This is a genomic window from Actinomadura kijaniata, assembly GCF_014138665.1.
GTDB lineage: Bacteria > Actinomycetota > Actinomycetes > Streptosporangiales > Streptosporangiaceae > Spirillospora > Spirillospora kijaniata.
Genome location: NZ_JACJIA010000001.1, coordinates 1226274 through 1250456, shown reverse-complemented (window position 1 = coordinate 1250456; position 24183 = coordinate 1226274). Strand labels below are relative to the sequence as shown.

The 24183-nt window shown below is 73.5% G+C and carries 20 protein-coding genes; 5 read left to right on the top strand and 15 right to left on the bottom strand.

The genetic code is table 11. The features are described 5' to 3' along the window. Window positions 1-61: 61 nt before the first annotated feature. Window positions 62-2056: an ATP-dependent zinc metalloprotease FtsH gene (ftsH, locus tag HNR61_RS05990; RefSeq protein WP_182842005.1), complete on the top strand. Its 1995-nt coding sequence runs from the start codon at window positions 62-64 to the stop codon at window positions 2054-2056. 43 nt (window positions 2057-2099) lie between these two features. On the opposite strand, the gene HNR61_RS05985 is transcribed toward ftsH, so the two are convergent. From HNR61_RS05985 to HNR61_RS05960, 6 genes are all read right to left on the bottom strand, one after another. Continuing rightward, complete coding sequence (locus tag HNR61_RS05985) at window positions 2100-2954, bottom strand: SCO6745 family protein (RefSeq protein ID WP_182842004.1); 855 nt, start codon at window positions 2952-2954, stop codon at window positions 2100-2102. A gap of 103 nt (window positions 2955-3057) precedes the next feature. Then, window positions 3058-3291 (bottom strand): hypothetical protein, encoded by a 234-nt coding sequence (locus HNR61_RS05980; RefSeq protein ID WP_182842003.1) that lies wholly within the window; start codon window positions 3289-3291, stop codon window positions 3058-3060. A gap of 94 nt (window positions 3292-3385) precedes the next feature. After that, window positions 3386-6559: a S41 family peptidase gene (locus HNR61_RS05975; RefSeq protein ID WP_182842002.1), complete on the bottom strand. Its 3174-nt coding sequence runs from the start codon at window positions 6557-6559 to the stop codon at window positions 3386-3388. A 55-nt stretch (window positions 6560-6614) separates the two neighbouring features. Continuing rightward, entirely contained in the window at window positions 6615-7190 is a 576-nt protein-coding gene (locus tag HNR61_RS05970) for a transglutaminase-like domain-containing protein (protein ID WP_182842001.1), read from the bottom strand. After that, a complete protein-coding gene (gene dapB, locus HNR61_RS05965) occupies window positions 7187-7927 on the bottom strand; it encodes a 4-hydroxy-tetrahydrodipicolinate reductase (protein WP_182842000.1) in 741 nt (246 codons plus the stop codon). Before dapB ends, HNR61_RS05970 begins: the two co-directional genes overlap by 4 nt. A gap of 74 nt (window positions 7928-8001) precedes the next feature. Next, complete coding sequence (locus HNR61_RS05960) at window positions 8002-8373, bottom strand: phage holin family protein (protein ID WP_182841999.1); 372 nt, start codon at window positions 8371-8373, stop codon at window positions 8002-8004. Between the two features lie 104 nt (window positions 8374-8477). Here HNR61_RS05960 and HNR61_RS05955 point away from each other — a divergent pair, with 104 nt between their 5' ends. Then, a complete protein-coding gene (locus HNR61_RS05955) occupies window positions 8478-9572 on the top strand; it encodes an AI-2E family transporter (protein WP_182841998.1) in 1095 nt (364 codons plus the stop codon). 15 nt (window positions 9573-9587) lie between these two features. On the opposite strand, the gene HNR61_RS05950 is transcribed toward HNR61_RS05955, so the two are convergent. The 4 genes from HNR61_RS05950 to HNR61_RS05935 form a co-directional block, all read right to left on the bottom strand. After that, window positions 9588-10913, bottom strand: coding sequence for a M16 family metallopeptidase (locus tag HNR61_RS05950; protein ID WP_182841997.1), 1326 nt, complete (start codon window positions 10911-10913; stop codon window positions 9588-9590). A gap of 82 nt (window positions 10914-10995) precedes the next feature. Beyond that, the gene (locus HNR61_RS05945) at window positions 10996-13341 is read right to left on the bottom strand and encodes a polyribonucleotide nucleotidyltransferase (protein WP_182842320.1); all 2346 of its coding nucleotides are present in this window, start codon (window positions 13339-13341) and stop codon (window positions 10996-10998) included. Window positions 13342-13584: 243 nt separating this feature from the next. Next, window positions 13585-13854 carry a 30S ribosomal protein S15 gene (gene rpsO / locus HNR61_RS05940; RefSeq protein ID WP_067831764.1) on the bottom strand — a complete coding sequence of 90 codons (270 nt, stop codon included), beginning with the start codon at window positions 13852-13854 and terminating at the stop codon, window positions 13585-13587. Window positions 13855-14184: 330 nt separating this feature from the next. Next, window positions 14185-15132 (bottom strand): bifunctional riboflavin kinase/FAD synthetase, encoded by a 948-nt coding sequence (locus tag HNR61_RS05935; protein WP_182841996.1) that lies wholly within the window; start codon window positions 15130-15132, stop codon window positions 14185-14187. A 196-nt stretch (window positions 15133-15328) separates the two neighbouring features. Here HNR61_RS05935 and HNR61_RS49840 point away from each other — a divergent pair, with 196 nt between their 5' ends. The 3 genes from HNR61_RS49840 to HNR61_RS05920 are packed head-to-tail and all read left to right on the top strand — an operon-like array spanning window position 15329 to window position 17949. Further along, the gene (locus tag HNR61_RS49840; RefSeq protein WP_220508907.1) at window positions 15329-16291 is read left to right on the top strand and encodes an endonuclease/exonuclease/phosphatase family protein; all 963 of its coding nucleotides are present in this window, start codon (window positions 15329-15331) and stop codon (window positions 16289-16291) included. Between the two features lie 29 nt (window positions 16292-16320). Beyond that, window positions 16321-16899 carry a hypothetical protein gene (locus HNR61_RS05925; protein WP_182841994.1) on the top strand — a complete coding sequence of 193 codons (579 nt, stop codon included), beginning with the start codon at window positions 16321-16323 and terminating at the stop codon, window positions 16897-16899. A gap of 30 nt (window positions 16900-16929) precedes the next feature. Then, window positions 16930-17949, top strand: a complete 1020-nt coding sequence (locus HNR61_RS05920) for an SCO family protein (RefSeq protein WP_182841993.1) — start codon at window positions 16930-16932, stop codon at window positions 17947-17949. 68 nt (window positions 17950-18017) lie between these two features. Here the strand turns inward: HNR61_RS05920 and truB are convergent, their stop codons facing one another. The 5 genes from truB to infB form a co-directional block, all read right to left on the bottom strand. Then, window positions 18018-18890, bottom strand: coding sequence for a tRNA pseudouridine(55) synthase TruB (truB, locus tag HNR61_RS05915; protein WP_182841992.1), 873 nt, complete (start codon window positions 18888-18890; stop codon window positions 18018-18020). Next, a complete protein-coding gene (locus HNR61_RS05910; RefSeq protein ID WP_182841991.1) occupies window positions 18887-19951 on the bottom strand; it encodes a DHH family phosphoesterase in 1065 nt (354 codons plus the stop codon). Before HNR61_RS05910 ends, truB begins: the two co-directional genes overlap by 4 nt. Then, window positions 19948-20439, bottom strand: a complete 492-nt coding sequence (gene rbfA, locus HNR61_RS05905; RefSeq protein WP_067820488.1) for a 30S ribosome-binding factor RbfA — start codon at window positions 20437-20439, stop codon at window positions 19948-19950. Before rbfA ends, HNR61_RS05910 begins: the two co-directional genes overlap by 4 nt. A gap of 36 nt (window positions 20440-20475) precedes the next feature. Next, a complete protein-coding gene (locus HNR61_RS05900; RefSeq protein WP_182842319.1) occupies window positions 20476-20772 on the bottom strand; it encodes a DUF503 domain-containing protein in 297 nt (98 codons plus the stop codon). 278 nt (window positions 20773-21050) lie between these two features. After that, window positions 21051-24149: a translation initiation factor IF-2 gene (infB, locus tag HNR61_RS05895; protein ID WP_182841990.1), complete on the bottom strand. Its 3099-nt coding sequence runs from the start codon at window positions 24147-24149 to the stop codon at window positions 21051-21053. Window positions 24150-24183: the final 34 nt, after the last annotated feature.

Below are 24183 nucleotides of genomic sequence, written 5' to 3'. Positions count from 1 at the left end.
GAACCTCTTGATCTATTCCGGTCGGGAGGCCGTGGCGCTCTGCACACTGGGGAGATCATTCGTGCCGTCCAAGCCGGCGAAGCACGCCGACAACCGTCAGCCGGTGCCGCCTCGTGACCGTCCCGACCAGCCGTGGCGTGCCGAGGGCGTGCCCGGCCGGTCCGGCGGGCGCGACGGCGGCGGGTCGCGGCCCGGCGGTTTCCGGCCGAACCGCAACACCTACTTCTGGCTTCTGCTGCTGCTGGTGTTCGGGATGAGCTACGCGTCGATGCACGTCACCGACAAGCAGCACGTCGTCACGATCCCCTACACCGCGTTCACCGAGCAGGTCGCGGCGGGCAACGTCAAGGACGTCTACACGCGCGGCGACCGGATCGAGGGGGAGCTCAAGCAGAAGCAGCAGGTCCCGGGCCAGAAGGACCCGAAGGAGACCTACACCGAGTTCGAGACGCAGCGGCCGACCTTCGCCAACGACAAGATCTTCGAGCAGATGCTGGCCAAGGGCGTGGTGGTGGAGGCCCGCCCGGTCACCGAGGAGCGCGGCCTGCTCGCGAACCTGCTGCTGTCGCTGCTGCCGGTGCTGCTGTTCGTCGGGCTGTGGATCGCCGCGATGGTGTGGATCCAGCGGCGGATGGGCGGTGGCGGGGCGGGCGGGCTGATGGGAGGGTTCGGCCGGTCGCCCAAGCCGGTCGCGCCCGACGAGAAGCGCGCCACGTTCGCCGACGTCGCCGGGATCGACGAGGTCGAGGACGAGCTCAGCGAGATCGTCGACTTCCTGCGGGATCCCGGCAAGTACCAGCGGCTCGGCGCGCGGGTGCCGCGCGGCGTGCTGCTGACCGGCCCGCCCGGCACCGGCAAGACGCTGCTGGCGCGGGCGGTCGCGGGCGAGGCGGACGTGCCCTTCTACTCGGCGGCGGCGTCGGAGTTCATCGAGATGGTCGTCGGCGTCGGCGCGGCGCGCGTCCGGGAGCTGTTCACCGAGGCCCGCAAGACCGCCCCGTCGATCATCTTCATCGACGAGATCGACACGATCGGGCGGCAGCGCGGCTCGGGCGCGTCGATGGGCGGGCACGACGAGCGGGAGCAGACCCTCAACCAGATCCTCACCGAGATGGACGGGTTCTCCGGCTCCGAGGGCGTGGTGGTGGTCGCGGCGACGAACCGGCCGGACATCCTGGACCCGGCGCTGCTGCGGCCGGGCCGGTTCGACCGGCAGGTGGCGGTGTCCCCGCCCGACCTGAACGGCCGCGTCGCGATCCTGCGGGTCCACACCCGCCAGGTCCCGCTGGCCCCGGACGTGGACCTGACCGGGATCGCCAAGATCACTCCGGGGATGACCGGCGCGGAGCTGGCGAACCTGGTGAACGAGGCCGCGCTGCTGGCCGTCCGGCGCGGTAAGGACGCGGTGAACATGGAGGATGTGCAGTCGGCGCTGGAGAAGGTGCAGCTCGGCACGCGGCGTTCGCTGGTCATGCCGGAGGAGGAGCGCCGCCGCACCTCCTACCACGAGTCCGGGCACGCGCTGCTGGGCATGCTGCACCCGGGCGCCGACCCCGTCCGGAAGATCACCATCGTGCCGCACGGCCGGGCGCTCGGCGTCACCGTCTCCACCCCCGAGGGCGACCGGTACGCCTACGACTCCGAGTACCTGCGCGGCCGCATCATCGGGGCGCTGGGCGGGATGGCCGCCGAGGAGCTGGTGTTCGGGGTGGTCACCACCGGCGCGGAGAGCGACCTGGAGCAGGTCACCCGGATCGCGCGCGGGATGGTGGGCCGGTGGGGGATGTCCGGGCGGGTCGGGCCGCTGTCGGTGCTGCCGCCCGACGGCGCCGACCCGATGGCGCAGTACGCCTCGCCGGGCACGCTCGACGTGGTGGACGAGGAGGCCCGCCGCATCGTCGAGGAGTGCTACGCCGAGGCGCTGCGGATGCTCCGCGACAACCGCGACAGGCTGGAGTCCCTCGCCACGACGCTGCTGGAGCGGGAGACGCTCGACGAGGAGGACGCCTACCGCGCCGCGGGGATCCCCCGGCGACCGGACCTCGCCAAGCAGTAGAGCCCCGCCGACCGGCAGGCCGGCGGGTCAGCCGGACAGCGGGTCAGCCGGACAGCCGCGGCAGCCCGATGGGGTTGGGGAACGGCAGCTCGCCGGAGTCGATGACGGCCCGCGCCACCGGCCGCAGCGCCCCGAACAGCTCCGCGGGCTTCTCCACCACCCGGTAGGCGGGGGCGGCGAGCGCGTTCGTGCGGTCCTCGATCGCCCCCCGGAGCGCCCGCCCCTCGTCGGTGGCCTCGCCGTTCCCGTCGATCAGGCCGCGCCGCACGAGGCCGTCGGCGGCGGTGGCCCACTCCTCGTCGGACCAGCCCCGGCTGTCCTTGAGCCACTGCGCGGGGGTCCCCCGGACGGCGGCGGCGAGGATGTTGGACTCGGCCCCGCCGAGCCCCTCGGCCGTCAGGACCGCCACGTGCCCGTCGCCCCGGTGCTCGCGCAGCGAGGTGGCGTGCTGCCACAGCGCCTCCACCGGGTCGTCCGGCGGGGTGAGGTCCCGGTTGGCGGCGAACAGCGTCCGCCCCGTGGCGTCGGCGTCGGCCACGATCCGGGCCAGCAGCGGGTTGACCTGCTCGGCGACCTTCTCCACGTCGCCGTGGAGGCGGCGCAGCGCGGTCGCGGCGGCGGCCGACCGGGCCCGCAGGATCGCCTCGGGCGCGGCGAACGACCAGGCGTCCGGCACGGCCCGCCGGACCTTCGCCGGGTGGAACCCGTGGAACGTCGCCTCGATCACCCCCGGCCCCACCGGCCCGAGGGGCGCGCCCCGGCTCCCGAAGTACCCCATCCAGAACCCGCGCAGGCCCACCTCCTTGTTGGCCGCCGCGCACTCGGCGGAGAAGTAGGTCACCACGTGCACCGGCTCGACGACGGTCCACATCGACCGCGCGAAGGCATGATCATCCATGCCCGCATTCTCCCCCGCCGTCCCGCGTCCCGCCAGGGCCGGGCGCGGACGCAGGGAAGGGCGCGCGGCCCGGTGGCCGCACGCCCTCAGCGCGATCCGAGGATCAGTGGCGGTAGTCTTCGGGGTTGGTGCGCTGGTCGTCGCGCATGTTCTCCATCCGGTCCTGGGCGCGTTCGCGCATGTCCTCGGTGCGGTCGCGGAACTCGCCGCCCGCGTCACGGGACTTGTCGGTGTCGCGCTCGGAGTCCTTGAGCCGGTCGGAGACGTTGCCGACGGAGTCCTTGGCCCTGTCCCGGGCGTCGCCGGCCTTGTCCTGTGCGTCGTCGAAGATGCCCATATGTCGTTTCCCCCTTGTGACATGGTGCGCAGCGCCGCGCACCAACAGGGCTCTACCCGGGGCCGGGCAATGCGATGGTCTTCCGTTCGCAATATCAGGACGAACGGGGAGGAAGCCTCGGGGTCGTCAGCCGGGGCCGGTCGGCCGGGTCGGGGCGGTGCGGCGGCTGGGCCGCCAGGCGTTCCAGGGCGACGTCGATGGCGCGTTCGAGCTGGGTGTCGCGGCCCGCGGCGTGGTCCTGCGGGGTGATGTCCACCTCGATGTCGGGGTCGGTGCCGTAGTTCTCCAGCTTCCAGCCGACGTCGTCGAAGGCGAACGAGAACTCCGGCTGCGTGGTGAGGGTCCGGTCGGCCAGCCGGTGGCGGGGCTGGATGCCGACGACGCCGCCCCAGGTGCGGCGGCCCACCAGCGGCCCGAGGCCCAGCACCTTGAACGCGTGGGCGAACACGTCGCCGTCGGAGCCGGTGCGCTCGTTGATCAGGCAGACCAGCGGGCCCGCCGGGGACTCGCGCAGGTAGGGCTCGGGCACGCCCCAGCGCGGGAAGTCGAAGCCGAGCCGGGGCCGGGCGAGCTTCTGCAGGACCAGGCCGGAGACGCGGCCGCCGCCGTTGAACCGCACGTCCACGATCAGCGCGTCGTGGTCGTACTCGGTGAGGAAGCCCCGGTGGAACTCGGCGAACCCGGCCGGGCCCATGTCGGGGACGTGCAGGTAGCCGACGCGGCCGCCGGTGCGTTCGTGGACGAGGGCGCGGTTGCGCCGCACCCAGTCGCGGTAGCGGCCGGGGCGTTCGTTCCGGACGGTGGGGACCGACACGGTGCGGACGGTGTCGCCGCGCCGCACGGTCAGCCGGACCTGCTGGCCGACCAGGTTGACCAGGTGCTCCTGGGGGCTGGCGATCCCGCGGCCGACCGGCTGGCCGTTCACCGCCAGGACGGTGTCGCCGACGCGCACGTCCACGCCCGGCCGGTTGAGCGGGGAGGTCGCCTCGGGGTCCCAGGGGTCGCCGTGCACGATGCCCGCGATCATGAACCGGCCCGACACCGGGTCCAGGGACCAGTCCACGCCGAGGTGCGCCATCGGGTAGACGGGCTGGGCCCGGTACGCGCCGCCGCTCTCGTAGGCGTGCGAGGTGCCCAGCTCGCCCTGCATCTCCCACAGCAGGTCGGAGAACTCGCTGCGGCTGCCGACCCGGTCCACCAGCGGCAGGTAGCGCTCGTAGACGCCGTTCCAGTCCAGGCCCGCCATGTCCTCGGCCCAGAAGTGCTCCAGTTGCAGCCGCCACGCCTCGCGGAACATCTGCCGCCACTCCCCCTGCGGCCAGATCGACACCTTGACGCGGGACAGGTCGATCCAGCCGGTGTCCTCGCCGGTCCGGTCGCCGGAGGACAGCGGCTCGTGGGCCGGGGCGACGCGCAGCCGGTCGCCGGACCGGTAGAGCAGGGTGACGCCGTCGCGGCCGATCTCGAAGTCGCTGATCTGCTCGGCGAGCCGCGAGTAGCGCTGCCCGGTGAAGTCGTACACCAGCAGGGCGCTGCTGAGCAGCGGGTCGCCGCGCCCCGCCTCGACCGGGTCGTAGGACAGCAGGGCCTTGTTCTCGCCCCGGACGCCCGCCACCCGGGCGTAGCGCGCCTCGGGCACCGGGAACGGCACGATGCGGCGTTCGATGCCCGCGAAGTCGATCTCGACGTTCCCGCCGTGGTCGCCGAGGGGGCGCGGACCGGGCCCGAACGGGCAGGGCACGTCGGGGCGGAGCGCCACCGCGTACGGCAGCGTCCCCAGCGGGAACCCCAGGTCGAACTGGAGGGAGTCGTCGATCGGGTTGAAGATCCGGGCCCCGATGAAGTACAGGTGGTCGCCGCCCGGGTCGAACGCGGGCCGCCGGTCCTTCAGCACCGGCAGGGCCAGCAGGTGCTTCTCGCGGGTCTCCACGCGGCACAGTTTGATCGCGGTGGTCTGCGGCGTTCCCGGATAGGTGTAGGCGAGCCAGCGGCCGTCCGGCGACCACGCCGGGTCCTCGATCGCCCCGAACGGCGACACGTCCACCCGCACCGCCGCCGAGCCGGGGTCGCCCGCGTCGACCAGCAGCAGCTCGCCCCGGTGGTTGGTGAGGGCGACCAGGTCGCAGACCGGGCAGACCACCAGCTCCCCGATCCGGCCGGTGTCGGCGGCGGCGAACGCGACCGGCGGCTCCTCCCCGTCGGCGGTGAGCCGGACCAGCCGCTCGCGGTCGGAGTCGTCGCTGGCCGCCGCGATGAGGTGCGCGCCGTCGTTCAGCCAGGTCAGCAGCCGGTAGCGGACGCCCTGCCGGGCGCCGTGCTGGAGCACCGGCCCGGCCCAGCTCCCGAAGGTCAGCGCCTTGCCCCGCACGGTGAGGGCCAGCCCCTCGCCGTCCGGGGCGAGGGTGGCGGTGTCGAGGAAGGAGGCCGCGTCGACGAACCGGCGGGCCCGCTGCGACCGGGCGCTGCCGAGCCGCACCTCCACCCGCCGCGCGGCCCCGTCCCCCGGGTCCAGCAGGAACAGGTCGCCGCCCGCGTGGTAGACCAGGCGCCGCCCGTCGGAGGCCAGGTTGCGCGCGTAGAACTCCCGGTGGTCGGTGTGCCGCCGCAGGCCGTCCCCGCCCGGGGCGCAGGAGTAGACGTTGCCGATGCCCTCGTGGTCCGACAGGAAGTAGATCCGGTCGCCGACCCAGCAGGGCGCGGCGAGGTTGCCGTTCAGCTCGACCAGGCGGCGGAACTCCCCCGTCCCCTCCGGGTCGATCCACAGCGTCCCGACGGTGCCGCCCCGGTACCGCTTCCAGCGGGCGGGGTCGGCGGTGTTGCGGCCGATGACGACGGCGCGTCCCGGCCCGTGGGTGACGGTCCGCGCGGGCCCGTGCGGCAGCAGCACGGGCAGCACGAGGTCCTCGCCGTCGGGGTCGATCCGGTAGAGGTAGTCGTCGCGCGCGAACGGCCGCCCGACGTCGCTGGCGTACACGATCGCCCCGCCCGGGTCCCACCCCGACACCGCGCAGTGGGCCCCCTGGTAGGTCAGCCGGCGCGCGTCCCCCCCGGCCACCGGCAGGACGTAGACCTCCTTGGGCCCCTCGCCCTCCCCGACGAAGGCGATGCGCTCCCCGTCGGGGGAGATCCGCGGATAGGTGGCCTCGGCGACCCCGGCGGTGAGCCGCCAGGCCCGGCCGCCCTCGGCCGACACCAACCACAGATCGTCATCGGACACGAAGACGATCAGCTCACCCATCACCGCTGGAAAACGGATGTAGCCCGGCATCACCGGTTACCTTCCGCACCACCGGCCCGGCTAGCGACGACCGAGGGTAAAGCTTTCACAGCTCCGACGGCAGGGGCATCGTCAGGGCGTCGGTGTGGGAGCGGAGGGCCTCCAGCACCGCCGGGTGGGGGCGGGCGTGGACGGTCGGGTAGTCGATCTCTCCCAGGGCCGGGTCCGGACGCCAGGCCAGGCGGTCCTCCGCGGCCGAGAACCCGACGTTCACCTCGGCGTTGTTCCCCCTGGGGTCGAGGCGCACCCAGCGGTCGTCGATGAGGGCGGCGGCCAGCCCGTGCACCACGAAGCCGTCGCCGTCGCGGAGGCGCTGGTAGCACAGGCCCGCCTGGATGCCGCCCGCGCGCAGCAGCGCCACGAACGCGTGCGACTTGGCGTAGCAGAAGCCGACCTCCTGCTCCAGCACGTCGGAGGCCCGCCAGGTCACCCGGCCGTCCCCGGCGTCCAGGCAGTGCCTCACCTCGTCGCGGACGTGCTCGAACGCCAGCCTCGCGAAGGTGATGTCGTCGCCGGTGCGCAGCCGCGCGGCGATCGACTGGACCAGCGGGTGCTCCACGTCGATCGCCTCGTCCGCGCCCAGGTAGTCCCAGGGCTCGCCGTCGAACTCGGGCGCCGTCACAGGTCCAGCAGGGACTCGATGCCGACGGTCAGGCGGTCGGGCAGCTCGGCGACCCGGCGGACGCCGAGCAGCACGCCCGGCATGAACGACTCGCGGTTCATCGCGTCGTGCCGGATCGTGAACGTCTCGCCGTGCCCGCCCAGCAGCACCTCCTGGTGCGCGATCAGGCCGGACAGGCGCACCGCGTGCACCCGGACGCCGTCGACGTCCGCGCCGCGCGCGCCGGGCAGCTCGGAGGTGGTGGCGTCCGGGGAGGGGCCGACCCCGGCCTCGGCGCGGGCGGCGCCGATCAGCTCGGCGGTGCGGAAGGCGGTGCCGCTCGGCGCGTCGGCCTTGTTCGGGTGGTGCAGCTCGACGACCTCGACCGACTCGAAGAACGGGGCCGCCTTGCGCGCGAAGTGCATCATCAGCACCGCGCCGATGCCGAAGTTGGGGGCGATGAGCACGTTGCCCTTGGCCCCGGCGGCCTGCCAGGACCGCACGGTGTCCAGCCGGGACGGGTCGAAGCCCGTGGTGCCGACGACGGCGTGCAGGCCGTGCTCCACGCACCACCTGAGGTTGTCCATGACCACGTCGGGGTGGGTGAAGTCGACCACGACCTCGGCCGTCTCCAGCGCGTCCAGCGCGTCCCCCTGGTCGACGGTGGCGACCAGCTCCATGTCGTCGGCGCCCTCGACCGCCCGGCACACCTCGGCCCCCATCCGGCCGCGCGCGCCCAGCACCCCCACCTTGATCACTTTTGTCCTCCCAGGCTCGAACTCGCCGCCGAGCCTATCGCGGCCGCCCCGGCCCGCCGCCCGGCGCGGGGTCCTCAGTCGTCCGAGACGAACAGGCTGAGCAGCCAGCTCACCACCGACACGATGACCGCTCCCCACAGCGCGGGCCAGAACCACCGCACGTGGAACTCCAGCCCCAGCCCGCCCGACAGCCAGCCGGTCAGCGCCAGCAGGGCGGCGTTCACCACCAGCGCGAACAGGCCGAGCGTCAGCGCGTACAGCGCGCAGCCGAGGAGCCTCACGACCGGTTTGACGACCGCGTTGACGATGCCGAACACCGCCCCGGCGGCCAGGAACGTCAGCGTCCGCTTCACCGCGCTGTCGCCGCCGACGTCGACGCCGTCGACCAGCGCGGTCGCCGTCCACAGCGCCACCGCCGTGATGACGACCCGGATGAGGATCTTCATGCCGGGGCTGTACCCGATCACCGGATCGCCGTAACGAGATCACTACTTTACGTAGTTATCGCGGCCCGGCGCGGGGAAGGTAGCTCCCGAGGCGGGGAGGGCGGATGGGCGACAGGGGCGAGGCGGCGCGCGGCTGGTCCCCGGGGCTGGTGGGGATGGTCGGCGCGGCCGCCGCCGTCGTGGCGCTGGCGGGGCTGAAGGCGTCGGCGTCCATCGTGGGGCCGACCATGCTGGCGCTGCTGCTGACGATCGCGGTCAGCCCGCTGCGGGCCCGGCTGGAACGCCGCCGCGCCCCGTTCTGGCTGTGCGTGGCGGTCCCGCTGGTCACCGTGATCGTCATGCTGCTGGCGCTCGGCGCGGGCCTGGCGCTGTCGGTGGCGCAGCTGGCGACGCTGCTGCCGACCTACTCCACCCAGCTCACCGGCCTGCTGCACGGCGTCACCGAGGAGCTGGCCCGGCACGGCGTCGACGAGGCCAAGCTCCAGACGACGCTGTCGAAGCTGGACCCCGGCCAGCTTTTCACGTTCATCCAGGGCTTCCTCAACGGCCTGCTCAGCGCGTCCTCGGCGATCGTGCTGATCGTGCTGATGCTGGTCGGCATGTGCCTGGACGCCACCGGCACCGTGCGCACGCTGGAGCGGATCCGCCCCCAGCAGCCCGAACTGGTCGACGCGCTGCGCCGCTTCGCCCGCGACACCACCCGCTACCTGGTGGTCAGCACCGTGTTCGGGGCGATCGTGGCGGCGCTGGACGTGGTGGTGCTGTACGTCTTCGACGTGCCGGTGCCGCTGCTGTGGGGGCTGCTGGCGTTCCTCACCAACTACATCCCCAACATCGGCTTCGTGATCGGGCTGGCGCCCCCGGCGCTGCTGGGGCTGCTGGAGGGCGGCTGGACCGCCATGGTGTGGATCATCGTCGCCTACTGCGTGATCAACTTCGTGCTGCAGTCGCTGGTCCAGCCCAAGTTCCTCGGCAACGCGGTCGGGCTGTCGTTCACCCTGGTGTCGCTGTCGCTGCTGCTGTGGGCGTGGGTGCTCGGACCGCTGGGGGCGATCCTGGCGGTGCCGCTCAGCTCGCTCGCCAAGGCCCTGCTGGTCGACGCCGACCCGACCAAGAAGTGGCTGACCGGGCTGCTCGGCCCCGCCGTCGACGGCCCCGACCCCCGGCTGGACGCCGACGGCCGGCCCGTCCGGCGCTGACCGCCCGCGCCCCGCCTACAGGTCGAAGTCGTGCTCGCCGAACGGCCCGATCACCGTGAGGCTCTGCGGCCCGCCCAGCACGTCGGCGGCGACGGCGCGCACGTCGTCCAGGGTGACCGCGTCGATGCGGGCCAGGATTTCGTCCACCGACAGCAGCGCGTCGTACACCAGCTCGCTGCGGCCCAGCCGGTTCATCCGCGACTCGGTGTCCTCCATGCCCAGCACGGTGCCGCCGCGGAGCTGGCCCTTGCCGCGTGCCAGCTCCTCCCCGGTCAGGCCGTGCCCGGCGACGCGGGCGACCTCCTCGCGGCAGATCGCCAGGACCTCGTCGGCCTTCTCCGGCTGGCACCCGGCGTACACGCCGAACAGGCCGGTGTCGGCGTACTGCGAGGTGTAGCTGTAGACCGAGTAGGCCAGGCCGCGCCGCTCGCGGATCTCCTGGAACAGCCGCGACGACATGCCGCCGCCCAGCACGGCGCTGAGCACGCCGAGCGCGAAGCGGCGCTCGTCGGTGCGGCGCAGGCCGGGGCCGCCCAGCACCAGGTGCGCCTGCTCGGTGTCCCGGCCGATCACGCGGGTGCGCGGGCCGAGGGGGACGGTCTCGCCGCCGATGCGGGGCGCGGCGGGCCGGGCGTCGCCGTGCAGCACGGCCGCGAACGCGCGTTCGGTCAGCGCCACGACCTCGTCGTGGTCGAGGTTCCCGGCGGCCGACACCACCAGGTTCGGCGGGACGTAGTGGTGGCGGTAGTAGCCGTGGATGCGGTCGCGCGACAGGGCGTTGATGGAGTCCTCGGTGCCCAGGATGGGGCGGCCCAGCGGCGTGTCGCCGAACAGCGCGGCGGCGAACTCGTCGTGGACCAGGTCGCCGGGCTCGTCCTCCTGCATGTGGATCTCTTCGAGGATCACGCCGCGTTCGGCCTCGACGTCCTCGGGCCGGTTCAGCGCGCCGGTGACCATGTCGGAGATGACGTCCACCGCCAGCGGCAGGTCGCGGTCCAGCACGCGGGCGTGGTAGCAGGTGTACTCCTTGGCGGTGAAGGCGTTGATGTCGCCGCCGACCGCCTCGACCTCCGCCGAGATCTCCATGGCGGTGCGCCGCGTGGTGCCCTTGAACAGCGAGTGCTCCAGGTAGTGGCTGGCGCCCGCGTCGGCGGGGTCCTCGTCGCGTGACCCGACCCCGGCCCAGATCCCGAACGCCGCCGACCGCACGGTCGGCATCGTCTCGGTGATGACGCGCAGGCCGCCGGGCAGCACCGTGCGGCGGACCACGCCCGCGCCGTCCGATCCGGGGTGGAGGGTGGAGGTGGTGCCGGGCTCCTGGGCCCGCGCCGGGAGGGTCACGTGTGCTCGCAATCGGTGGAAACGGGCCGACCGGCCCGCCCCCTGACGGGACGGACCGGTCGGTTCGGACGTGGGACCGGGGTCAGGAGTTGCGCTGTCCCGAGTCGTCGCCGGACCGGCGGGTGCGGCGGCGGCGCGGGGCGCGCTTCTCGCCGCCGTCGCGGGCCTCGGACCTGGCCTCGGCGCCGCCCTCGGCGGGGGCGTCGTCGCCGTCGGCCTCGGCCGGGGCGGCGTCGTCGCCCTCCTTGGCGGCGGACTCGCGCTCGACGACCTCGACCGGGACCAGCGACAGCTTGCCGCGCTGGTCGATCTCGGTCACCTCGACCTGGATCTTCTCGCCGACCTTGATGACGTCCTCGACGTTCTCGATCCGGGCGCCGCCGTGCAGCTTGCGGATCTGCGAGACGTGCAGCAGGCCGTCCTTGCCGGGCAGCAGCGACACGAACGCGCCGAACGTCGTGGTCTTGACGACGGTGCCCAGGTAGCGCTCGCCGACCTCGGGCATGTGCGGGTTGGCGATCGCGTTGATCGCCTGCCGCGCCGCCTCGGCGGACGGGCCGTCGGTCGCGCCGACGTAGATGGTGCCGTCGTCCTCGATCGTGATGTCGGCGCCGGTGTCGTCCTGGATCGAGTTGATCATCTTGCCCTTGGGGCCGATGACCTCGCCGATCTTGTCGACCGGGACCTTGATGGTGATGATCCGCGGCGCGAACGGGGACATGTCGGCCGGGCCCTCGATGGCCTCCTGCATGACGTCCAGGATCGCCAGGCGGGCGCCCTTGGCCTGCTTCAGCGCGGCGGCCAGCACCGAGGCGGGGATGCCGTCGAGCTTGGTGTCGAGCTGGAGCGCGGTGATCAGGTCGCGGGTGCCGGCGACCTTGAAGTCCATGTCGCCGAACGCGTCCTCGGCGCCGAGGATGTCGGTCAGGGTGACGTACTCGCCGCCCTCGTGGATCAGGCCCATCGCGATGCCGGCGACCATCTGCTTCAGCGGCACGCCCGCGTCCAGCAGCGACATGGTCGAGGCGCAGACCGAGCCCATGGAGGTGGAGCCGTTGGACCCGAGGGCCTCCGACACCTGGCGGATCGCGTAGGGGAACTCCTCGCGCGTCGGCAGCACCGGCAGCAGCGCCCGCTCGGCGAGCGCGCCGTGGCCGATCTCGCGGCGCTTCGGCGAACCGACCCGGCCGGTCTCACCGGTGGAGTACGGCGGGAAGTTGTAGTTGTGCATGTAGCGCTTGGTGCGCTCGGGGTTCAGCGTGTCGATCATCTGCTCCATGCGGAGCATGTTCAGCGTGGTGACGCCCAGGATCTGGGTCTCGCCGCGCTCGAACAGCGCCGAGCCGTGCACCCGCGGGATCACGCGGGCCTCGGCGTTGAGCTGGCGGATGTCCTTCACGCCGCGGCCGTCCATGCGGACGCCCTCGGCGACGATCCGCTCGCGGACCAGCTTCTTGGTCAGCGCGCGGAAGGCGGCCGAGACCTCCTTCTCGCGGCCCTCGAAGTCGGCGGCCAGCTTCTCGGCGGTGCCGGCCTTGAGCTCGTCGAGGCGGGTCTCGCGCTCCTGCTTGCCCGCGATCGTGAGGGCCTCGGCCAGCTCGGTGCGGGCGGCCGCGGTGACGGCCTCCAGCACGTCGTCCTGGTAGTCCAGGAAGATCGGGTACTCGGCGACCGGCTTGGCGGCCTCGGCGGCCAGCGCGCTCTGGGCGCGGCACAGCTCGGCGATGAACGGCTTGGCGGCCTCCAGGCCCTCGGCCACGGCCTCCTCGGTCGGGGCGGCGGCGCCCTCGGTGACCAGCTTGAGGGTGCCGAGCGTGGACTCCGCCTCCACCATCATGATCGCGACGTCGCCGTCCTCCAGGGCACGGCCTGCGACGACCATGTCGAAGGTGGCGCGCTCCAGCTCGGAGTGGCGCGGGAACGCGACCCACTGGCCGTCGATCAGCGCGACGCGCACGCCGCCGATCGGGCCGGAGAACGGCAGGCCGGCGAGCTGGGTGGACATCGACGCGGCGTTGATGGCGACGACGTCGTACAGGTCGTCGGGGTGCAGCGCCATGATGGTGCCGACGATCTGGATCTCGTTGCGCAGGCCCTTGGTGAACGAGGGGCGCAGCGGCCGGTCGATCAGGCGGCAGGTGAGGATGGCGTCCTCGGAGGGGCGGCCCTCGCGGCGGAAGAACGAGCCGGGGATGCGCCCGGCGGCGTACATCCGCTCCTCGATGTCGACGGTCAGCGGGAAGAAGTCCAGGTTGTCCTTGGGCTTCTTGGACGCGGTGGTCGCCGACACGACCATGGTCTCGTCGTCGAGGTAGGCGACGGCGGAGCCGGCCGCCTGCCGGGCCAGGCGGCCCGTCTCGAAGCGGATGGTACGGGTGCCGAAGGACCCGTTGTCGATCACGGCTTCGGTGCTCAGGGCACCGTCGATGCGCGGAGCATCGGTCACGAAAACCTCCAGGTTTTTCGGGTTGTCCGCCTCCGAGGTCGTTACCCGTCCTGAGGTCGCGCAGTGCCGGTCTTCGATCGAAGCGTCCGGATCGCCGATGGATCCGGAGGCCACTACCGAGGACCGGCCGCACCGACGGTGTCCGCGGAGGCCCTGTGTTCATTTATACGGCCCCGAGGGGCACAAAGAGAGGGAGCGGCTCGCATGAGCCGCTCCCTCGCCGTGCTAGCGACGCAGACCGAGGCGCTCGATCAGCTGCCGGTAGCGGTTGATGTCCTTGTTCTGCAGGTACTTCAGGAGCCGGCGGCGACGGCCGACCAGCAGCAGCAGACCACGACGGCTGTGGTGGTCGTGCTTGTGCTCCTTCAGGTGCTCCGTCAGGTCGTTGATCCGACGGGTCAGCAGCGCGACCTGGACCTCCGGGGATCCGGTGTCACCCTCAGTGGTCGCGTACTCAGCGATGATCTTGTTCTTGGTGGCGGTGTCGAGCGACACGTGGCTCCTTCAGTGAGATCGTCACCCGCAGATCCCGGTCGAACACACGGGTCCGCATGGTGCGTGTGAGGAAAGAGGCCGGCCGCATGAGGGTGCAGCCGACCGCACCGGGGCTCTTCCCGGCGATTCTTCACCGTACCATGCCGGAAAGACCCCTGGTCACAGAGTGAAACGCCCTGTTGTCACCAGGTATAACACCGGTGGCCCGGTGGTCATTCCCGCGCGTCGTGGAAGGCTCCTTCCCCACCCGGCGGGATCTCACACCTGACCGGGGCGCGGATTTGCGGGCGGGATCCCGGAGGTCAGCCCCGCGAGGTCAGTCCTCTACGGTCAGCCTTCCGCGGTCAGCTCGCGCGCCCGGTCCACGTCGCGGTGCATCTCCTCGACCAGCGCCTCGATCGAGTCGAACTTGAGGGTGTCGCGGATGCGGGCCGTGAAGTCGACCGCCATGTGCTCGCCGTACAGGTCCAGGTCCGTGCGGTCCAGCGCGTACGCCTCGACGGTGCGCTCGCCCGCGCCCTCGAACGTCGGGTTGGTGCCGATCGAGATCGCGGTGGGCCAGCGGAACGCCGGGTAGCGGTCGGAGTCGCAGACCAGCCAGCCCGCGTAGACGCCGTCGGCGGGGATCGCGGTGTGGGGCCGGGTCTCCAGGTTCGCGGTCGGGAAGCCCAGCGCGCGGCCGCGCTGGTGGCCGCGGACCACGACGCCCTCGACGCGGTGCGGGCGGCCCAGGGCGTGGGCGGCCGACGCCACGTCGCCCGTCTCCAGCCTGCCGCGGATGAGGGTGGAGGAGATGGTGTCGCCGTTGGCGACCAGGGGGACGCCCTCGGCGGTGAAGTCGTACTTGGCGCCGAGCTCCTTCAGCAGCGCCACGTCGCCCTTGGCCCGGTGCCCGAAGCGGAAGTCCTCGCCGACGATGACGTGCGCGGCGTGCAGGCGTTCCACGAGGACCTGGCGGACGAACTCGTCCGGCGGCGTCCGCGACAGCTCCAGGGTGAACGGCACCACCGCGACGGCGTCGGCGCCCAGCCGCTCCAGCAGCTCGATGCGGCGGCGGGCGGTGGTCAGCAGCGGCGGGTGGGTGCCGGGGCGGACCACCTCGTCGGGGTGCGGGTCGAAGGTGATGACCACCGACCGCATGCCGCGTTCGGCCGCCTGCGCGCAGGCGTCGGCGACGATCCGCTGGTGTCCGCGGTGCACCCCGTCGAACACGCCGATGGTGACGACCGACCTGCCCCAGTCGGCGGGAACCTCGTCGAGGCCATGCCAGCGCCGCACCATGCTCTCCCTGTGTAGGAACTGCCTGCTCGGGTCCTGCTCGCCCTCAAGGGTGCCATGCCGCGCCGGATGGGGTGACCGAGGGGCCGTCCCGCCCGGCGGTGCCGCACCGCGTAGTTTACTCGCCGGTAGCCCCCGGGGTCGGTGCCGGACGGGCGGGCACTGGCACCGCCGGGGCGCGGGTAGCGTCGGCGGGGTGACCCTCCCGACCACGACCGGAACGCGGGGTGACGAGCTCCCCGCCGGACGCGCCCGTCCCCCGTCCCCCTCCCGTGGCCGCCGCGGCACCGTGATCGCCGTGGCGGCGGTCGCGCTGGCGCTCCTGCTGGCCGGGCACCGGCTGGTGCCCGGCGCGGCGGGGACGCTGCTCGACACCGCGCTGCCCTGGCTGGGAGCCGGCGTCCCGATGCTGCTGGCGGCCGCCGCGCTGCGGCGGTCGGGGCGCGGCGCGGCGGCGGTGGCGCTGCCCGCCGCCGTCTGGACCGCCATGTTCGGCACCGCGCTGGCGCCCTCCTCCGGCGGCTCCCGCGACCTGCGCGCGGTCAGCCAGAACATGTACGCGGGCAACCCCTCCCCGGCCGCGACCATCTCCCGGCTGCTCGACACCGGGGCCGACCTGCTGGCGTTGCAGGAGATGCCGGGCGGGCGCCACCCCGGATCCCTCGACCGGACCTACCCGCACCACGTGGTGAAGGGCACCGTCGGGCTGTGGAGCCGGTTCCCGCTGCGCGACGCCCGGGCGGTGCCGCTCGGCCTGGGCTGGCCGCGCGCGCTGCGCGCCACGGTGCGCACCGGGCGCGGCGACCTGACCGTGATCGTCGCGCATCTCGGCTCGGCCCGCCCCGGCCGGACCGCCGAACGCGACATGACCATGGACCGGCTGGCCGCCGCCGTCCGCGCCGAGGGCGCCGCCGGACGCCTGCTCGTGCTGGGCGACCTCAACACCGCCACCACCGACCGCAAGCTCGGCGCGCTGGTGCCGCCGCTGCGGGAGGCGCAGGGCGACGCCGGCCGCGGTTTCGGCTTCACCTGGCCCGCCTCGTTCCCGCTGACCCGCCCCGACCACATCCTGTACCGGGGCGTGCGGCCGGTGCGGGCGGGCACGGTGGACACCCCGGGCAGCGACCACCGGGCCGTCCAGGCCGATTTCGCCCTCTGACGCCACGACGTGCGAAGATCGACGCCGCCATGCCCCAGCACCCGCCCGCACGCCCCCTGCCGCGCCTGGCCCGCGCGGTGGTCTTCGCCACGGTCTGCCTGGCCCTGACCACCGCCGGACACGCCTACGCGGCGGGCTCCGCCGTGCCCACCGGGACGGTGGGGCTGGGGTTCGCGCTGGTCACGGCGTTCTCGGCGCTGCTGGCGGGGACCGAACGCTCCTTCGCGACGATCCTGGGCGGCCTGCTGGGCGCGCAGTTCGGGCTGCACGCGCTGTTCACGCGGGCGTCCGCGGGCGCCGTCCACCACGCGGGGGCCGGTCTCGCCGAACGCCCGGCCCACGACGGCCCGGCGATGACGCTGGCCCACCTGCTGGCGGCGCTGGCCGCGGCGTGGTGGCTGCGGCATGGCGAGGCCGCGCTGTGGTCGCTGGCGCGCCGGATCGCCGCCGGGGTGCTCCGGCGGCCGCTGGTCCTCCCGGCCGTGACGCCGCCGCCGCGCCCCGTGGCCCGGCGGCGCGGCGCGCTCCCGCCTCCGGCGCGGCCCCCGCTGCGCCACGTGCTGGTCCGGCGCGGCCCGCCGGGGCGGCTCTCCACCCACGCCTCCTGACTTCCCTTTCCGACCCGTGGAGAGTTCCGCATGCGCACGTCCGTTCGTTCCCTGCTGGCCGGGCTCGGCCTGGTCGGCGCGCTGGCCGCCACCGCCTGCGGCGGCCAGCAGCGGCCCGCCGTCGAGGCCGCCGCGCCCGCCTCGCCCTACAAGGCCACGCGGCTGCCCGCCTCGTACAAGATCCCCCAGGTGACGCTCACCGGCACCGACGGCAAGCCCCACGCCCTGGCCGAACGCGCCCGGGGCAAGGTCACGCTGCTGTTCTTCGGGTTCACGCACTGCCCCGACATCTGCCCCACCACCATGGCCGACGCCGCCGGGGCCATGTCGCTGCTGTCGCCGCGGGAGCGTGCCAGGACCCAGGTGGTGTTCGTCACCGCCGACCCGCGCCGCGACAGGCCGGAGGTCCTCAAGGACTTCCTCGGCCGCTTCGACACGTCGTTCGTCGGCCTGACCGGGCCGACGAAGGACATCCAGAAGGCCGCCGCCGACGCCAAGGTGTCGATCACCCCGCCGCCCGCCGACGCCAGGGGGAACTACCAGGTGTCGCACGGCAGCAACGTGATGGTCTACGGCCCCGACGGCTCCGGGAAGCTGATGTTCCCCTACCAGTTCGGCAGCGCCGACATGGCCAGGGACCTCCGGACGCTGCTGGCCCGCGAGGACGCCGCCGGTCCCGGCGACCCCGGCAAGGCCGAGATCGCCGTCAGCGACGCGCGGGTCCGCGTCCCGTCCGCCCCGGACGTGACCGCCGGCTACCTCACCCTCACCAACGACGGCGCCCCCGACACCCTCACCGGGGTCTCCTCCCCCGCCGCCGGGTCGGTGGAGATGCACCGCATGGAGATGGGCCACGGCTCGATGAGGATGGAGCAGGTGAAGACCGTTCCGGTGCCCAGGGGCACCGTCCGGTTCGAGAAGGGCGGCCTGCACCTGATGCTGATGAAGCCCGAGGGGATCAGGGAGGGCCGGACGGTCCCGCTGGTCCTGCGCTTCGCGAGGGCGGGCGAGATCAGGGTCGAGGCGACCGTGGTCCCCGCCGGGTCCTGACGCGCTGAACGGCCGGGGCGCGGAACGCCGTGCCCCGGCCCCGCCGGACGAGGGGCCTCAAGGGGACCTCAGACGAAGACCGCCAGCGGCTTCGCCTGCCGCCCCTGCTCCTCCACCAGCGCCAGGAACGTCCCGTCGGGCGCGAACACCCCTACCGGCCCCGGCCCCAGGCCGGCCGCCGCCAGCCGCCCGCCGTGGGCGATCCTGCGGGCGTCGTCCTCGGTCACGTCGCGGCGCGGGAACGCCGCCGTCACCGCCTCGGCGATCGGCAGGATCTCCATCCTCTCGGCGAGCTGGTCGACGGTGCGGGCCATGCCCAGGTCGTAGGGGCCGACGCGGGTGCGCCGCAGCGACGTCAGGTGCCCGCCGACGCCCAGACCGGCACCCAGGTCGCGGGCCAGCGCCCGGATGTAGGTGCCCGACGAGCAGGCGATCGAGGCGTCCACGTCGACGAACTCCCCGGTCCGCCGCACGTCGGTGACCCGGAACTCCGACACCGTCACCGGACGGGCCCGCAGCTCGACCTCCTCGCCCTTGCGGGCCATCTTGTAGGCGCGTTCGCCGTTCACCTTGATGGCGCTGACCTGCGGCGGGATCTGCTGGATCTCCCCGGTCAGCCGCGCGATCCCGGCCCGCAGCGCCTCGTCGGTCACGTGCGCGGCCGAGGCGGTCGCGGTGACCTCGCCCTCGGCGTCGTCGGTGTTGGTGGCCTGCCCGAGCCGGATCGTGGCGTCGTAGCCCTTCTCGGTGAGGGCCAGATGGCCGAGCAGGCGGGTCGCCTTCTCCACGCCGATCACCAGCACGCCGGTCGCCATCGGGTCGAGGGTCCCCGCGTGGCCGACGCGGCGGGTCCGCGCCAGCCGGCGCAGCCTGCCCACCACATCGTGGGAGGTCCAGTCGGCGGGCTTGTCCACGATGACGAGGCCCGAGACAGAGTTCACTGGTCGTCGCTCCGGTCGTTGGGGTCGGCGGGGCCCGGCGCGCGCAGCGCCGCCCGCAGCCGGTCGATGATGTCGGACGGGTCCCCGGCGGCGGTGAACGCCGCGGCGGTGCGGTGGCCGCCGCCGCCCAGCTCCACGCACGCCTCGCCGACGTCGACCTGCCCCTTGGAGCGGGTCGAGACGTACCAGTCGCCCTCGTCGGTCTGCTTGCACACCACCGAGACCTCGGCCTCGTCGGTGCGGCGCAACTGGTCGATCACGCCTTCGAGCTGGTCGTAGGGGACGCCCCGCACGTCGCGGTCGGCGCGGCCGATGGTCGTCCAGACCAGGCCGAAACCCCCGGCGGCGTCGCGTTCCAGGCGGGCCCGCGCCAGCGCGCCCGCCAGCACCTGGAGGTAGCCGAACGGGGCGCGGTCCCACAGCTCGCGGCTGACCTCGGCGGGGCGCACCCCCGCCTCCAGCAGCCGTCCCGCCAGGTCGTGGTCGCGGGGGGTGGTGCAGGAGTACTTGAACGAGCCGGTGTCGCTGGCCAGCCCCGCGTACAGGCCCTGCGCGACGTCGGCGGTCAGCGGCGCGTCCAGCCGCCGCAGCAGCTCGTCCACCAGCACGGCCGTCGCGGCGGCGGCCGGGTCCACCAGCCGCACCGTCCCGAACCCGCCGCCGGAGGCGTGGTGGTCCACGACGATCAGCTCGGCGGCGCGGTCGGCGTTGGCCGCCAGCGAGCCGAGCCGGGCCGTGCTGGCCGCGTCCAGCGTGATCATCAGTTTCGGGGCGGCGGGCATCATGCCCGGCTCCACCAGCAGCTCCTGCCCGGGCAGGAACCGCAGGCTCGCCGGAACCCGGAACGGCTCCCCGAACGAGGCCAGCACGCGCTTGCCCAGCCCCCGCAGGGCCTGGGCGAGCGCGAGCATGGAGCCGAGGGCGTCCCCGTCCGGCGCGACATGGCAGGCCAGGCAGATCTCCTCCGCCCGGTCGACCAGCCGGACGGCCCGGTCCCAGTCGAGGCCGGGCCACCGGTCGCCACGCGTGGCCGGGCCGCCACCGGTGACCGGGGCCGTCATGACGAGGCGCGCCCGGGGGTCGCGTCGCCCTCTCCGTCGTACCCGTCCTCGTCGGCGTCCTCGTCGTCGACGGCGGGCTCCTTGTAGGGGTTGGCCTCCCCGGCCCACTGGGCGCTCTGCGCGGCCCTGGCCACCTCGGCGTCCCGGGCCCGCGCCTGGGCCAGCAGGTCGTCGATGTGCGCGGCGTTCTCCATCACCGAGTCGAGCTCGAAGGTGAGGCTCGGGGTGTGCCGGACGCCGGTCTTGCGGCCGACCTCCGCCCGGATGACGCCCTTGGCGCTCTCCAGCGCCGCCGCGGTGTCGGCCCGTTCGGCCTCGGTGCCGTAGACCGTGTAGTACACCGTGGCGTCCCGCAGGTCGTTGGTGATGCGGGTGTCGGTCACGGTCACGAAGCCGAGCCGCGGGTCCTTGATCCGCCGCTCCAGCATCTCGGCCACGATCTGCTGGATGCGGTCGGCGAGCTTACGCGCCCGCGCTGCGTCCACCATGATCGCACCCCCCTTTCTCGGTCTGGGACCAGGACGCTAGTCCTCGTCGTTGAAGAGCCGCCGCCGCACCGACAGCAGCTCGATCTCCGGGCGACCGGCCACCAGCCGTTCGCACTGGTCCATGACGTGGTGGGCGTTCTCGGCGGTCCCGGACACCACCGCCACCCCGATCTCGGCCCTGCGGTGCAGGTCCTGCTCGCCGGTCTCGCCGACGGCCACCCCCGGGAAGTGCTTGCGCACCTCCGCGACGATGGGCCGGACCACCGCCCGCTTCTGCTTGAGCGAACGCACGTCACCCAGCAGCAGGTCGAGCGTCAGCGCTCCCACGTACACCTGGACGATCACCTCGGATTTCTCTGGATGTGGAACGACGGCGGGATGGCGGAGTGTTCCCGGTCCGTCACCGGTTCGAAACACCGCGTCCCGCGGCGTCTCGGGGACGCCGCGTCCGGCCGCCGACATGGCACGACGCCAGGCTAGAAGATCAACCTGGCGTCGCGTCACTGGTTTTCGGCCCGGTGGGACGGGCCCTGCGGCCCGGCGGGGAGCCGGACCGCGGGGCGGGCGGCCGGCCCGGTGGTCACCGGGCCGGCCGTCCTTCACCTCGGGTCTCAGGTGCGGGGCTTCTCCCGCATCTCGAAGAACTCGATGATGTCGTCCACCTTGATGTCCTGGTAGCCGATGCCGATACCGCACTCGAAGCCCTCGCGGACCTCGGTGACGTCGTCCTTCTCCCGGCGGAGCGAGGAGACGGTGAGGTTGTCGCTCACCACGACGCCGCCGCGCAGCAGGCGCGCCTTGGCGTTGCGCTGGACGACCCCGGACTGGACCATGCAGCCGGCGACGTTGCCGATCCGCGGCACCTTGAAGACCGCGCGGATCTCGGCGGTACCGAGCTGGACCTCTTCGAACTCCGGCTTGAGCATGCCCTTGAGGGCCGCCTCGACCTCTTCGATCGCCTGGTAGATGACCGAGTAGAAGCGGATGTCCACGCCCTCGCGGTCGGCCAGTTCCTGCGCGTTGCGCTCGGGCCGGACGTTGAAGCCGATGATGACCGCGCCCTCGGACGCCAGCGCCAGGTTGACGTCGTCCTGCGTGATCGCGCCCACACCGCGGCGGATGACGCGCAGGGAGACCTCCTCCCCGACATCGATCTTGAGGAGCGAGTCCTCCAGGGCCTCCACCGAACCGGAGACGTCGCCCTTGAGGATGAGCAGCAGCTCGTCCCGCTCGCCGCGCTCGAGGTCCTTGAACATGTCCTCGAGCGAGGTGCTCTTGCGCGAGCGCAGGAGCTCGGCGTTGCGCTTGCGGGCCACGCGCTTGTCGGCGATCTGCCGGGCCACCCGGTCGTCGTCGACGACCAGGAAGTTGTCGCCCGCGCCGGGCACGGCCGTCAGACCGAGCACCAGCACCGGACGGGACGGGCCCGCCTCCTCGACGTTGTTGCCGTTCTCGTCGAGCATCGCCCGGACGCGGCCGTGGGCCACGCCGCAGACGATGGAGTCGCCGACGTGGAGCGTGCCGCGCTGCACCAGGACGGTCGCCACGGCGCCCCGGCCCTTGTCCAGGTTGGCCTCGATGGCCGTGCCCTGGGCGGGCATGTCGGGGTTGGCCTTGAGCTCCAGCTCGGCGTCGGCCGTCAGGACGATCGACTCCAGCAGGCCGTCGATGTTGATGCCCTGCTTGGCGGACACGTCGACGAACTGGGTGGTGCCGCCGTACTCCTCGGCGATCAGGCCGTACTCGGTGAGCTGGGCCCGGACGCGCTGCGGGTCGGCGCCCTCGACGTCGATCTTGTTGACCGCCACCACGATCGGGACACCGGCCGCGGTCGCGTGGTCGATGGCCTCGGTGGTCTGCGGCTTGACGCCGTCGTCGGCGGCGACCACCAGCACCACCAGGTCGGTGGTGTCGGCACCGCGGGCACGCATGGCGGTGAACGCCTCGTGACCCGGGGTGTCGATGAAGGTGATCTTGCGGTCCTCGCCGTCGACCTCGGTCTGCACCTGGTAGGCGCCGATGTGCTGGGTGATGCCGCCGGCCTCGCTGGCCTGGACGTTGGCCTGCCGGATGGCGTCCAGCAGCTTCGTCTTACCGTGGTCGACGTGACCCATGACGGTCACGACCGGCGGACGGGTCTGGAGGTGCTCCTCGCCGCCCTCGTCCTCGCCGTACTCGATGTCGAACGACTCGAGCAGCTCGCGGTCCTCGTCCTCGGGGCTGACGACCTGGACGTCGAAGTCCAGCTCGACACCGAGAAGCTGCAGGTCGTCGGGTTCCACCGACTGCGTGGCGGTCACCATCTTGCCGAGGTGCATCATGATCTGCACCAGCGACGCCGGGTTCGCGCCGATCTTCTCGGCGAAGTCGGTCAGCGAGGCGCCCTGCGGCAGGCGGATGGTCCTGCCGTTGCCGCGCGGGGCCTGCACGCCGCCGATCGCCGGGGCCTGCATGTTCTCGAACTCTTGACGACGCGCCCGCTTCGACTTGCGACCGCGCGCCGGACGACCACCGGGACGGCCGAACGCGCCCTGCGTTCCGCCGCGGCCACGACCGCCGCCACCGGGACGGGGGCCGAAGCCGCCGCCACCACCGGGACGACCGCCGCCACCGGGGCCACCGCCGCCGGGGCGGGCGCCGAAGCCGCCGCCGCCACCGGGACGACCGCCGCCACCGGGACGGCCGCCGCCGCCACCGCCGCCCGGACGGCCACCGCCGCCACCACCGGGACGGCCGCCACCGCCGCCGCCACCGGGACCGCCGCGCCCGGGGGCGCTGGCGGGACGGGACGGCATGTTCATCGGGCTCGGCCGCGGACCCGCCGGACGCGGGGACATGCCGCCCGGGTTCGGGCGGGGACCGCCCGCACCGGGAGCACCGCCCGGGCGCGGGCCGGGACGCGGCGCGCCGCCGGCCGGACGCGGACCGCCGGGACGGTCACCGGCACCGGCGCCGCCCTGCGGACCCGGACGCGGGCCGGGACGCGGACCCGGCTTGGGCGACTGGCCCATGCCGGTGTTGGTCGAGCTGAACGGGTTGTTGCCCGGACGCGGCCCCTGCGAGCGACCGCCGCCCTGCTGGCCCTGGCGCGGGCCGGGACGCGGACCCGGCTTGGGGGACGGACGCGGGCCCGGCTTCGGCGCGCCGCCCTGCGGGCGGGAGCCGGACGGGGCCTGCTGGCCACCCTGCGGGCCGCCCTGCTGACGCGGGGCGGACGGAGCCTGCTGACCGCCCTGCGGGGCGGCCTGCGGGGCGCTCTGGGGAGCGCTCTGCGGACCGGCGGCCGCGGCGGGCTGCTCCACCGGCATGCCCGGCGCCGGCGGCACCGGACCCGGGGCCGGACGCGGGCCCGGCTTGGGCGCGCCGCCCTGCGGGCTCGGCTGCGGGCTCGGACGCGGGCCCGGACGCGGACCCGGCCTGGGGGCCGGACGGGCCCCCTGGGAAGAATCGGACGCGCCGCCGGAGGGCGACGCCGGACGCGGACCCGGCTGGGGGCCCGGCTTGGGGGACGGCCGCTTGGACGCGACCTTCCGGTCTCCGGACTTGCCGGAGTTGTTGTTGAAAGCTTCGGTAAGCCTGCGAACGACCGGCGCCTCTATCGTCGAGGACGCCGACCGTACGAACTCGCCCATCTCCTGGAGCTTGGCCATGACGACCTTGCTCTCGACTCCCAGCTCCTTGGCGAGCTCATATACCCGGACCTTGGCCACTACACTCCCTACTCGGTCCGGGGGTGCGGCCTCC